This is a genomic window from Xanthomonas sp. BRIP62415 (assembly GCF_003993515.1).
GTDB classification, from domain to species: Bacteria; Pseudomonadota; Gammaproteobacteria; order Xanthomonadales; family Xanthomonadaceae; genus Xanthomonas; species Xanthomonas euroxanthea.
This window is the reverse complement of the sequence record NZ_QEZH01000029.1, coordinates 121,012-133,341: the sequence shown is the minus strand read 5'-3', so window position 1 is coordinate 133,341 and position 12,330 is coordinate 121,012. Positions and strand designations below refer to the sequence as shown.

General features: G+C 64.4%; 12 protein-coding genes. 3 read left to right on the top strand and 9 right to left on the bottom strand.

From position 1 onward, the window contains the following. Positions 1-68 precede the first annotated feature (68 nt). The 3 genes from typA (at position 69) to EO141_RS14740 (ending at position 4,105) form a co-directional block, all read left to right on the top strand. Positions 69-1,898, top strand: coding sequence for a translational GTPase TypA (gene typA / locus EO141_RS14750; protein WP_104560414.1), 1,830 nt, complete (start codon positions 69-71; stop codon positions 1,896-1,898). A gap of 70 nt (positions 1,899-1,968) precedes the next feature. Further along, the gene (locus tag EO141_RS14745; RefSeq protein WP_181116471.1) at positions 1,969-2,388 is read left to right on the top strand and encodes a DUF2127 domain-containing protein; all 420 of its coding nucleotides are present in this window, start codon (positions 1,969-1,971) and stop codon (positions 2,386-2,388) included. Between the two features lie 106 nt (positions 2,389-2,494). Beyond that, positions 2,495-4,105, top strand: coding sequence for an amidase (locus EO141_RS14740; RefSeq protein WP_206514812.1), 1,611 nt, complete (start codon positions 2,495-2,497; stop codon positions 4,103-4,105). Here the strand turns inward: EO141_RS14740 and EO141_RS14735 are convergent. From EO141_RS14735 to secY, 9 genes are all read right to left on the bottom strand, one after another. Beyond that, entirely contained in the window at positions 4,095-5,222 is a 1,128-nt protein-coding gene (locus EO141_RS14735; RefSeq protein ID WP_104582270.1) for a mechanosensitive ion channel family protein, read from the bottom strand. The genes EO141_RS14740 and EO141_RS14735 overlap by 11 nt on opposite strands. Positions 5,223-5,307: 85 nt before the next feature. Further along, positions 5,308-6,699: a 3-deoxy-7-phosphoheptulonate synthase class II gene (locus EO141_RS14730; RefSeq protein WP_104649497.1), complete on the bottom strand. Its 1,392-nt coding sequence runs from the start codon at positions 6,697-6,699 to the stop codon at positions 5,308-5,310. A gap of 48 nt (positions 6,700-6,747) precedes the next feature. Continuing rightward, a complete protein-coding gene (locus EO141_RS14725) occupies positions 6,748-7,266 on the bottom strand; it encodes a disulfide bond formation protein B (protein WP_115676249.1) in 519 nt (172 codons plus the stop codon). A 326-nt stretch (positions 7,267-7,592) separates the two neighbouring features. Continuing rightward, positions 7,593-7,976: a 50S ribosomal protein L17 gene (gene rplQ, locus EO141_RS14720; RefSeq protein ID WP_003486665.1), complete on the bottom strand. Its 384-nt coding sequence runs from the start codon at positions 7,974-7,976 to the stop codon at positions 7,593-7,595. A gap of 180 nt (positions 7,977-8,156) precedes the next feature. Further along, on the bottom strand, positions 8,157-9,155 hold the full coding sequence (rpoA, locus tag EO141_RS14715; protein WP_002811635.1) for a DNA-directed RNA polymerase subunit alpha: 999 nt from the start codon (positions 9,153-9,155) through the stop codon (positions 8,157-8,159). A gap of 53 nt (positions 9,156-9,208) precedes the next feature. Next, positions 9,209-9,835, bottom strand: coding sequence for a 30S ribosomal protein S4 (rpsD, locus tag EO141_RS14710; protein WP_002811641.1), 627 nt, complete (start codon positions 9,833-9,835; stop codon positions 9,209-9,211). Between the two features lie 15 nt (positions 9,836-9,850). Next, the gene (gene rpsK / locus EO141_RS14705; RefSeq protein ID WP_003486671.1) at positions 9,851-10,243 is read right to left on the bottom strand and encodes a 30S ribosomal protein S11; all 393 of its coding nucleotides are present in this window, start codon (positions 10,241-10,243) and stop codon (positions 9,851-9,853) included. Between the two features lie 10 nt (positions 10,244-10,253). Then, complete coding sequence (gene rpsM, locus EO141_RS14700; RefSeq protein ID WP_003486672.1) at positions 10,254-10,610, bottom strand: 30S ribosomal protein S13; 357 nt, start codon at positions 10,608-10,610, stop codon at positions 10,254-10,256. Between the two features lie 349 nt (positions 10,611-10,959). Beyond that, positions 10,960-12,327, bottom strand: coding sequence for a preprotein translocase subunit SecY (secY, locus tag EO141_RS14695; protein WP_016900648.1), 1,368 nt, complete (start codon positions 12,325-12,327; stop codon positions 10,960-10,962). Between the last annotated feature and the right edge of the window lie 3 nt (positions 12,328-12,330).

Here is a 12,330-nt window from a genome sequence, read left to right as displayed (position 1 = left end):
CAACGAAACCGCTATAATGTCGGGCTTACCTCATCTCAAGACTGGCGCCAGACAGGGGCCCTTTCCGCATGTCTATCGAAAAACTCCGCAATATCGCCATCGTCGCGCACGTCGACCATGGCAAGACCACCCTCGTCGACTGCCTGCTGAAGCAGTCCGGCACCCTGTCCGAGCGCACCGTGCTGGCTGAGCGCGTGATGGACAGCAACGACCAGGAAAAGGAGCGTGGCATCACGATCCTGGCCAAGAACACGGCCATCACCTGGAACGGCAACCGCATCAACATCGTCGACACCCCGGGACACGCCGACTTCGGTGGCGAGGTCGAGCGCGTGCTGTCGATGGTGGACTCGGTGCTGATCCTGGTCGACGCGATGGACGGCCCGATGCCGCAGACCCGCTTCGTGACCCAGAAGGCGTTTGCGATGGGCTTCAAGCCGATCGTGGTGGTCAACAAGATCGACCGTCCCGGCGCACGCCCGGACTGGGTGATCGACCAGGTGTTCGACCTGTTCGACAAGCTCGGCGCCACCGATGAGCAGCTGGACTTCCCGATCGTCTACACCTCGGCCCTGAACGGCTACGCCAGCCTGGATTCGAGCGTGCGCGACGGCGACATGACCCCGCTGTACGAAGCGATCATGCAGCACGTGTCGGCACCGGACGTGGATCCGGACGGCCCGTTCCAGATGCGCATCAGCCAGCTGGACTACAACAACTTCGTCGGCGTGATCGGCATTGGCCGCATCCAGCGCGGCGTGCTGAAGAAGAACATGCCGGTCAGCGTGATCGACCGCGAAGGCAAGAAGCGCCAGGGCAAGGTGCTGCAGGTGCTGGGCTTTTTGGGCCTGGAGCGCATCGAGCAGGACACCGCCGAGGCCGGCGACATCGTCGCCATCTCCGGCGTGGCCGAGCTGACCATTTCCGACACCGTGTGCGCGCTCGACGCGCCGGAAGCGCTGCCGGCGCTGACCGTGGACGAGCCCACCATCTCGATGACCTTCCAGGTCAACAACTCGCCGTTCGCCGGCAACAAGGACCTGTCCGGCGGCAAGTTCCTGACCAGCCGCCAGCTGCGCGACCGTCTGGACCGCGAGAAGGTGCACAACGTGGCACTGAAGGTCGAGGAAGGCTCCGACGCCGACAAGTTCCTGGTCTCCGGCCGTGGCGAGCTGCATCTGTCGGTGCTGATCGAGAACATGCGTCGTGAAGGCTACGAGCTGGCCGTGTCGCGTCCGGAAGTGATCATCAAGGAGATCGACGGCAAGCAGATGGAGCCGATCGAACAGCTCGTGGTGGACATCGAAGAACAGCACCAGGGCGGCGTGATGGAAAAGCTGGGCACCCGCAAGGGCCAGCTGAAGAACATGGAGCCGGACGGCAAGGGCCGCGTGCGCCTGGATTACATGATCCCGGCGCGTGGCCTGATCGGCTTCCAGAACGAGTTCCGCACCCTGACCCAGGGCTCGGGCCTGCTGTTCCACGTGTTTGACCATTACGGCCCGAAGGAACAGGGCGCCATCGCCAAGCGCCAGAACGGCGTGATGATCGCCAATGCCGCCGGCGCCACCCCCGCCTATGCGCTGGGGCCGTTGGAAGAGCGTGGCCGCCTGTTCGCTGCAGAAGGCGACAACGTGTACGAAGGTCAGCTGATCGGTATCCACTCCAAGGACAACGATCTGACCGTCAATGCGATCAAGACCAAGCCGCTGACCAACATGCGCGCCTCGGGCAAGGACGATGCGATCAAACTGACCCCGGCGATCAAGTACACGCTGGAACAGGCGCTGGACTTCATCGAGGACGACGAGCTGGTCGAAGTCACCCCGAAGGAAATCCGCCTGCGCAAGAAGTTCCTCACCGAAAGCGACCGCAAGCGCGCTGGCCGTTCCGGCTAAGCACGACCGGTCCATCATCGTGCGCAACACGCCCTACAGCCCGGATCCGCGCGCGCATCCGGGACTGCATGTGATCGCCTTGCTGGAGACGGTCAAGGGGGCGCTTGCGCTGTTGGCGGCGACGGGCCTGGAAATTCTGGGCCCGCTCCCGCTGCAGAACGCGGTCAGCACGCTGATCCGCCGCTTCAATCTGGATCCCGACCACGGCGCACTGCCGTCGTTGCTCAAGACCATCAGTCCCGACGCCGTCCATCTGGCCGCAGCCGCAATGCTGGCCTACGGCCTGCTGCACGTCGTGGAAGCCTGGGGTCTGTGGCGTGCCAAGGCCTGGGCGTCGCTGCTGGGCTGCCTGTCGGCGGCCATCTATCTGCCTTTCGATATCTACGCCATCGTCCGCCATCCCGGCTGGACTGCCTGGGGCGTGCTGGCAATCAATCTGATCGTGGTCGGCGTGCTGGCACGCGACCTGATCAAGCGCCGGCGGCGCTGACGCACCCTGCCCGTCTGCGGGCACCTCATACCCGTTGTCACCCCGACGCAGCGCCGTTAGCCTGCAAACAGTCCTCCGGGGAAGACCACCCATGCGATCCACCACCTTGTCCTTCGCGCTACTGCTGGCGCTGTGCGGCTGTGCGCATGCCGATGACGGCCTGGCGCCTGCCGATGCCCATGCAGCCGCTGCCAGGCAAGACGCTCTGAGCGATGCCGACGTCGTTGGCCTGCAGGCACGCATGGCGTCCGGCAAGACCAGCAGCCTGGATCTGACCCGCGCGTACCTGCGCCGCGTGGCGACCATCGATCGCGCCGGCCCCATCCTCAATTCGGTGATCGAACTCAACCCGCAAGCCGAAGCCGACGCACGCGCACTGGACGCCGAACGCCGCGCCGGCCACGTGCGCGGGCCCCTGCACGGCATTCCGGTGTTGCTCAAGGACAACATCGATGCGCTGCCGATGGTCAACAGCGCCGGTTCGCTGGCGCTTGCCGATTTCAGGCCAGGCCGCGACGCCTTTGTGGTGCAACGCCTGCGCACGGCCGGCGCAGTGATCCTGGGCAAGACCAACCTGAGCGAATGGGCCAATTTCCGCTCCACCAAGTCGAGTTCCGGCTGGAGTGCACGCGGTGGTCTGACCCGCAACCCTTACGCGCTGGATCGCAACCCCTGCGGCTCCAGCGCCGGCACCGGCGCGGCGATCGCCGCCAGCCTGGCCACCGTCGGTATCGGCACCGAGACCGACGGCAGCATCACCTGCCCGGCCTCGGTGAACGGTCTGGTCGGGCTCAAGCCGACCGTGGGCCTGGTCAGCCGCGATGGCATCATTCCGATCTCGGCCAGCCAGGACACCGCCGGCCCGATGACGCGCAGCGTCGCCGATGCTGCCGCCGTGCTGCAGGCGATCGCCGCGCCCGACCCGCAGGATCCGGCCACGCGCACTGCGCCTGCGCCCACCCCGAACTACCTGGCACACCTCAAGCCCGATGGCCTGCGCGGGGCGCGCCTGGGCCTGCTGCGCAATCCTCTGCGCGAGGATCCCGCGATCGCCGCCGCCTTGGACCGCGCCGTGCAGACCCTGCGCACGGCCGGTGCCACCGTGATCGAAACCCGCCTGGCGACCGATGGCCAGTGGGATGCTGCCGAACAGACGGTCTTGCTGGTCGAGTTCAAGGCCGGCCTGAACGCGTATCTGCGCAGCCGCGCCGCCCCGGTGTCGAGCCTGGAGCAGGTGATCGCCTTCAACCGCAGCCACGCGCAGCGCGAAATGCCCTACTTCGGGCAGGAACTGTTCGAGCAGGCACAGGCCGCGCCCGGGCTCGACGATGCCGCGTATCTCACCGCCCGTGCCACGGCCAAACGTCTGGCCGGGCCGGAAGGCATCGATGCCGCGTTGCAGGCCGACCGCCTGGATGCGCTGATCGTGCCCACCACCGGTGCCGCCTGGGTCACCGACCTGGTCAAGGGCGACACCTTTCCCGGTGCCGGCTACGGTGCGGCCGCGGTGGCCGGTTATCCCAGCCTGAGCGTGCCGATGGGCCAGACCCAGGGCCTGCCGCTGGGCCTGTTGTTCATGGGCAGCGCCTGGAGCGAGCCACGCCTGATCGAACTGGCCTACGCGTACGAGCAGCGCAGCAAGGCGCGGTTTGCGCCCAGCTATGCGCCAGCGGCACCAGGCGCGTCACCGGCAGCACCGCCTGCAGCTACACCGTAGTCGCAGGCTCGCCGTCTTCGGCACCGGGCGAGCGCACGCTCTCCGGGGCGATCGGCGCGGCAGCGCGCAGGGGCGGCTTTTCCTGCGCGGCGATTTCGGCACGGATTCTCGGCAAGGCGTACGGGTGCTCGCGGGTCAGGAAGTCGATCATGCGCTCGCGGCTGATGCAGCGCAGGTCGAACGCATCACCGGAATTGCGCGCACTCACCAGCAGACGCACCTGGATCGTGCTCTCGCTGGTTTCGGTCACCTGGGTCACGCAGACCCGCCCATCCCAGAGCGGCTCGCTCTTGCAGATGCGCTCCAGCTCGGCACGCACCGCCGCGATCGGGGTGCGGTAGTCGAGCCACAGGAATGCGGTGCCGAGCAGGTCGGCGCTGCTGCGTGTCCAGTTCTGGAACGGGTTCTCGATGAACCAGGTGAGCGGCACCACCATCCGTCGCTCGTCCCAGATCCGCACCACCACGTACGAGCTGCCGATCTCCTCGATGCGGCCCCATTCGCCTTCCACGATCACCACATCGTCCAGCCGGATCGGCTGGGTCAGGGCGATCTGCAGGCCGGCGATCAGGTTGCCGAACACCGGCTTGGCCGCGATACCGGCCACCAGCCCGATGATGCCGGCCGAGGCCAGCAGCGTCTTGCCGATCTGGCGCACCTGTTCGAAGCCAAGCAGCACCACCGAGATGCCGAGCAGGATCACCGCGCCCATCACCACCCGGCTCAGCACGCGTGTCTGGGTCTGGATGCGCCGGGCGGTGAGGTTGTCGGACACCTCGATCGGATTGCTGCGCAGGATCGCCATCTCGCCAGCGGCGACCGCACGCACGAACAACCAGGTCACGCAACCGACGATGCCGACGTGCAGCAGGTGCTGTACCGCTGCCAGCGTCTTGCCGGCCAGTGGCGTCGCTTCGGTGGCGATGCCCAGAAACAGCAGCGGCAGGATGAAGGCAGCCGGCAGCGTGACCACGCGGATGATGCGTGCGCGGCGGTAGTCGCGGCCCTGCATGCGGCGAAACAGCCACAGCATCAGCGACCAGGTGACGATGCCCGCCAGCAGTGAGGCACCAAGCGGGATTGCGTATTCGCGGATGACGTTCCAATCGGCAGTCAAACCGTTCCTCCTGTGGGGGGAAAGAGGGATGGCTGCAACAGCATGCCGCACGCGGCATGAGCATCACGTCATGCGCACGGCGGCCTCACCCGCCCAGCGGCTGCGCTGCCACCTGCTGTTGCTTGCGCACGATTGCCATTGCGATTTCCAGCGACTGCTCGTAGTTCAGGCGTGGATCCACGCTGGACCGGTAGGCGCGTTCCAGATCGCGCTCGGTCAACTCGCGCGCGCCACCGGTACATTCGGTGACATCTTCGCCGGTGAGTTCCAGATGCACCCCGCCCAGCCGCGTCCCGGCTGCCGCGTGCAGATCGAACGACAACTCGACCTCGCTGCGGATATTGTCGAAACGTCGTGTCTTGTAGCCATTGCCGGTGCTTTCGGTATTGCCGTGCATCGCATCGCACACCCACAACACCCGACGCCCGTCGCGCCGGACCGCCTCCAGCAGCGGCGGCAACTTTTCGGCGATCTGCGCCGCCCCCATGCGGTGGATGAAGCTCAGGCGGCCAGGTTCGTCTTCCGGATTGAGCACATCGATCAGACGCAGCAGCTGATCCGGCTGCACCGACGGCCCCACCTTGATTGCAATCGGGTTGCGTACCCCACGCAGATATTCCACATGCGCGCCATCCAGCGCGGCGGTGCGCATGCCGATCCACGGGTAATGCGTGCTCAGGTTGAACCAGCCCCACTGACGCGGCACCTGGCGGGTCAGGCCTTCCTCGTACGGCAGCAGCAACGCCTCGTGCGAGGTGTAGAAGTCGATGCGATTGAGGTTGTAGACCTCCGCGCCGGACAGGGTTTCCATGAAGCGCACCGCATCGCCGATCGACGCCACCATCTTCTGGTAGTCCGCAGCCAGCGGCGAATAGCCCACCCAGTCCAGATTCCAGTATTCGGGATGGTGCAGGTCGGCAAAGCCGCCGTCGATCAGGGCGCGCACGAAATTCATCGTCATCGCCGAGCGCGAATGCGCGGTGATCATGCGCTGCGGATCCGGCACGCGTGCCGCTTCGGTGAAGGCGGGCGCGTTGATCACATCGCCGCGGTAGCTCGGCAAGGTCACCCCATCGCGGGTCTCGGTATCGGCCGAACGCGGCTTGGCGTACTGCCCGGCAAAGCGCCCGACCCGCACCACCGGCAGGTGCAGGCCGTGCACCAGCACCAGGCTCATTTGCAGCAGCACCTTCAGGCGATTGGAAATCGTGCCCGATTCGCAATCGCTGAAATTTTCGGCGCAATCTCCGCCCTGCAGCAGGAAGCGCTTGCCCTCCTGCGCCTCGGCCAGCTGGCGCTTGAGCGCGAAGATTTCCCAGGAGGTCACCAGCGGCGGCAACTGCCGCAACTCACCCAGGGTGTGCTCCAACGCAACGGCATCCGGGTACACCGGCATCTGCAGCGCCGGCCGCTGCCGCCAACTCTGCGGCGACCACTGGCCTGCCTGGTTGACGGACGAATGAGGGGAAGCGGACATCATGAACTCCAGAAAGCGTGGGCGCCGGCCAGTGCCGGAACGGAACGATCAGAACAGTTTGCGCGGACCACGCTGCCTGAACCCGGCATACAGCGCCCACAGTGCCAGGCCCACGAACCAGAGCATGCTCCACATCGGCATGCTCAGGCCCAGGAAGCGCCAATCGATGTTGCCGCAGTCGCCGGTGCCGGTCAGTACCGTGCGGAACACTTCGAACGGCCCCATCGTCTCGCTCAGGAAGCTCAACGGCGGCCCGCACGACGACATCATGTCCTTGGGCCGGATCTGCACCCAGACATGCCGCGCCGCGATGCCCATGCCCACACCGGCAGCCAGGAAACTCAGCACGCCATAGACCTTGCGCGTGCCCGCGGCGCGCGGCCCATGCAACGCGCCCAGCAGAAACAACACCGCCAGCGCCGCAAAGGCGATCCGCTGGAAGATGCAGAGCGGGCATGGCTCCAGACCAAGATGCAGCTGCACATAGATCGCATAGGCAAGCAATCCTGCGCATCCAAGAAAGCCCAGCAAAAACTGCGCCCGGAAACCCCAACGAAATGGATTCATCGCTACCGCTTGCCTAGGATCGAATGTCCGATTATCAGCCATCGCCGCCGCGGTGACCACGGATGCCTGCATCGGGCAGGTTGCAGCGCGAAGTCCCGTCCAGCCATGCCTATCGCCCGCCACGCGCCACCCTGCATGCTGGCGATGCAGCCCTGACGCAGCCACCGTCGCAGCAGGCTGCTTGGCAATGGTTGAACCCTGCAGGTCGCTGCACTGCATTGCGGCTGTGACATCGACGCCAAGGCGACAGACCCGGCTCGGGGGCCTGCAATGAAAAAGCCCGGCGCTAGCCGGGCTTTTCAAGATCCTTGCGAAGGGCGAACCGATTACTCGGCCACTTCCTCGGCGACGACCGGACGGTCGACCAGCTCGACATACGCCATCGGCGCATTGTCACCGGCACGGAAGCCGGCCTTCAGGATGCGCAGGTAGCCGCCGGGACGGGTCGCATAACGCGGGCCCAGTTCGACGAACAGCTTGCCCACGGCTTCCTTGTCGCGCAGGCGGGCAAACGCCAGACGACGGTTGGCAACGCCATCGACCTTGCCGATGGTGATCAGCGGCTCGGCGACGCGACGCAGTTCCTTGGCCTTCGGCAAGGTGGTCTTGATCAGCTCGTGCTTGAACAGCGAGGCGGCCATATTGCGGAACATGGCTTCGCGGTGCGCGCTGGTGCGGTTGAACTTACGGCCAGATTTCTGGTGACGCATGAGTGTGATTTCCTAAGGAATGTTGAGACTGCTTTGAGAGACGTTGTCGCCATCCTGGCGCTGTTGAATGGACTGCGGTTGGTCCGAGCCGGCCGTCCTTCGACCGGATGTCACCGCGGGCTTTGGCCCGTCGATGTAAAAACAGCATGGGCGCCCGAAGACGCCCATGCGGATGATGCATTAACCAAGCATGCCGTGCTGGGCGACACCGGCCGGCGGCCAGTTCTCCAGCTTCATGCCCAGTGCAAGGCCGCGCTGTGCCAGCACTTCCTTGATTTCGGTCAGCGACTTCTTGCCAAGATTCGGGGTCTTGAGCAGTTCCACTTCGGTCTTCTGGATCAGATCGCCGATGTAGTAGATGCTCTCGGCCTTCAGGCAGTTGGCCGAACGCACGGTCAGCTCGAGGTCGTCGATCGGGCGCAGCAGCACCGGATCCACGCCGCTGGCAGCCGGCTTGGCCGCACCGCGATCGCGGTGGGTGAAATCGCCGAACACCGACAGCTGATCGCTGAGGATGTCGGCGGCGGTGCGCACGGCTTCCTCGGCATCGATGGTGCCGTTGGTCTCGATATCGATCACCAGCTTGTCGAGGTCGGTGCGCTGTTCAACGCGCGCAGCTTCCACGGCATAGGCAACGCGACGCACCGGCGAGAACGACGCATCCAGCATCAGACGACCGATGGTGCGGGTCTCTTCGTCCGGACGACGACGCGCAGCAGCCGGCTGATAGCCGAAACCACGCTCGATCTTCAGGCGCATGTTCAGCGCCGTGTCCTTGGTCAGGTGGCAGATCACATGGTCGCCGTTGATGATCTCGACGTTGTGATCGGTCCTGATGTCGGCCGCAGTGACCGTACCCGGACCCTGCTTGGACAACGACAGCGTCGCGCTGTCGCCACTATGCATACGAATCGCCACGTCTTTCAGGTTGAGCAGGACGTCAAGCACGTCTTCCTGCAGCCCTTCGACCGTGGTGTACTCGTGCAGCACGCCGTCGATCTCGACCTCGGTGATCGCAAAACCCGGGATCGACGACAACAGCACACGACGCAGGGCATTGCCCAGCGTGTGCCCGTAACCGCGCTCCAAGGGCTCGATCACGACCTTTGCGCGATTGTCGGTAAGACGTTCGATCTGCGGACCACGGGGGCGCAGAACCTGGTTGGCGGTAACCGTCATGTTGCGGGGTCTCCTGCGAACCTCCGGCGGTGCCGGAGGCTCTCCAATGTGAATTACTTCGAATACAACTCGACGATCAGCGCTTCGTTGATATCCGAAGGCAGGTCAGCGCGATCCGGAACGGCCTTGAACACGCCGCTGAACTTCTTCGAATCGACTTCGACCCACGACGGCGTCATGTCGTGCTGCTCAGCCACGGTCAGGGCTTCCTGCACGCGGAGCTGCTTCTGTGCCTTTTCCGACAGCGTGATCGCATCGCCAGCCTTGATCTGGTACGACGCCAGATTCACCGACTTGCCATTGACCAGCACGCCACGGTGCGACACCAGCTGGCGCGCGGCCGGACGGGTGACGGCAAAGCCCATGCGGTAGCAGACGTTGTCCAGACGGGTTTCCAGCAACTGCAGCAGGTTCTCGCCGGTGTTGCCCTTCTTGGTCGAGGCCTTCTTGTAGTAGTTGCGGAACTGACGCTCCAGCAACCCGTAGATGCGCTTGACCTTCTGCTTTTCACGCAGCTGGGTAGCGTAGTCGGAGAGCTTGCCTTTGCGAGCCGCGCCGTGTTGGCCGGGCTTCTGCTCAAGCTTGCACTTGGAGTCCAGCGCACGCGCCGGGCTCTTGAGGGAAAGATCGGCGCCTTCGCGGCGGGCGAGCTTACAGGTAGGACCGATATAACGAGCCATTTCTTATCGCTCCCTTTAGACGCGACGCTTCTTCGGCGGACGGCACCCGTTGTGCGGGATTGGCGTCACGTCGATGATGTTGGTGATCTTGTAGCCCACGTTGTTCAACGAACGCACGGCCGACTCACGGCCCGGACCCGGACCCTTGATACGTACTTCCAGCGACTTCACGCCGTAATCGAGCGCAGCGCGGCCAGCCTTTTCGGCGGCAACCTGAGCAGCGAACGGGGTCGACTTGCGCGAACCACGGAAGCCGGCGCCGCCGGACGTAGCCCACGACAGCGCATTGCCCTGGCGATCGGTGATGGTGACGATGGTGTTGTTGAACGAAGCGTGGACGTGGGCGACGCCATCAGTGATGACGCGCTTGATCTTCTTCTTCGTTTTCTTTTCTGCTGGCTTTGCCATGATCTATCCCTTACTTCCTGATCGCCTTGCGCGGACCCTTACGGGTGCGGGCGTTGGTACGGGTGCGCTGACCACGCAGCGGGAGACCACGGCGATGACGCAGACCGCGATAGCAGCCCAGGTCCATCAGTCGCTTGATCGCGATACCGATTTCGCGGCGCAGGTCGCCTTCGACGACATACTTGCCGACTTCGGCGCGCAGGCGCTCGATTTCGGGTTCGGACAGATCACGAATCTTCGTGGTCGAGGTAACGCCTGCGGATTCGCAGAGCTTCTTCGAACGGGTACGGCCGATGCCGTAGATGCTTTGCAACCCGACCCAGACGTGCTTCTGGGCTGGCAGGTTGACGCCTGCAATACGCGCCATGACGCGATTCTCCAACTGAGTGATGGCCCGACAGCGCCCAGGCGCCATCCGGCAGGATGGATCAAAAGTGAACTCGGAATTGTAGCAAGGCCTCGGATTGCTTTGAAGCCCGCGGAACCAAAAGTTCCATGGACCCGGCGTGGGGAGTGTGCCCTCGCTCCGGCGCCGGACGATGTTGATCCAGAAAACTGCTCCGAATCGCCTGTACTACTCCCGCACAGGACCACCTCGTCACACCCGCGCGCGAGACGTCGCGCGAGCCGCCCTTCTGATCGGAAGATCGTGGCCCGGGAACCAGGCCGTCTTCACGCAATGAAGATCTAGTGTACCACCTAACCGCCCGCGAGACTTAACTGCGCGCCAGACCGCCGCGCGAGCCACCCTTGAGGTTGGCCTTCTTCAGCAGGCTCTCGTACTGATGCGACATCAGATGCGCCTGGATCTGCGCAATGAAGTCCATCACCACCACCACGGCGATCAGCAACGACGTACCACCGAAGTGGAACGAGGTGCCCAGCTGCGTGCGCATGATTTCCGGCAGCAGGCAGACGATCACCAGATACAACGAACCCGCTGCGGTCAGACGTGTCAGCACGCCGTCCACATAATCCGCCGTCGCCTTGCCAGGGCGGATGCCCGGAATCAGCGCGCCCGACTTCTTGAGGTTGTCGGCGGTTTCCTGCGAGTTGAACACCAGCGCGGTGTAGAAGAACGCAAAGCCGATGATCAGTGCCGCAAACACCAACATGTGCACCGGCTCGCCCGGCCCGAGCGCATTGGCGATCTTCTGCAGCCAGGAACCCACGCCGCTGCCGGACGCCGCCTGACCGGACCACATCGACAGCGTCGCCGGGAAGGCGAGGATGCTGGAGGCGAAGATCGGCGGAATCACGCCTGCCATATTGAGCTTCAGCGGCAGGAACGAGGTCTGGTTCATGTACGCATTGCGACCGCCCTGGCGGCGCGCGTAGTTGACCGTGATACGTCGCTGCCCGCGTTCGACGAACACCACAAACAGCGTGAAGGCCAGAATGGTGATGACGATCAGCAGCAGTGAAATGAAGCTCAGATTGCCTTCGCGGAAGGCCTCGACGGTCTGGATAGCCGCCGACGGAAGACCCGCCACGATGCCGGCGAAGATGATCAGCGACACGCCGTTGCCGATGCCACGCTCGGTGACCTGCTCGCCCACCCACATCAGGAAGATGGTGCCGGCGGTCAGCGCGATCACTGCGGTGAGCACGAAGCCCATGCCCGGCGCATACACCACCGGAGCGCCACCGGGCGCGGTCTGATTCTGCAGTGCCAGCGCGATACTACCGCCCTGCACCACTGCCAGAAGCACCGCACCGATGCGCGAATACTGGGTGATCTTGCGTCGGCCGGATTCGCCTTCCTTCTGCATCGCCTTGAGGGCGGGAAAGATGTGCGTGGCCAACTGGATCACGATCGATGCCGAGATGTACGGCATCACGTTCAACGCAAAAATACTGAAACGGTGCAGGGCGCCGCCCGAGAACATGTTGAACATGTCCACGATGCCGCCGCCCTGCGCCTGCATCAACGAAAGCATGGCATCGGGATTCACGCCAGGCACCGGCACATAGCAGCCGATGCGATAGACGATCAATGCCCCGAGGACGAACAGCAGCCGCTGGCGAAGTTCCGTGAACTTGCCGAGCCCGCCACCGAGGTTACCAATGCCAGCCTGCGCCATCTG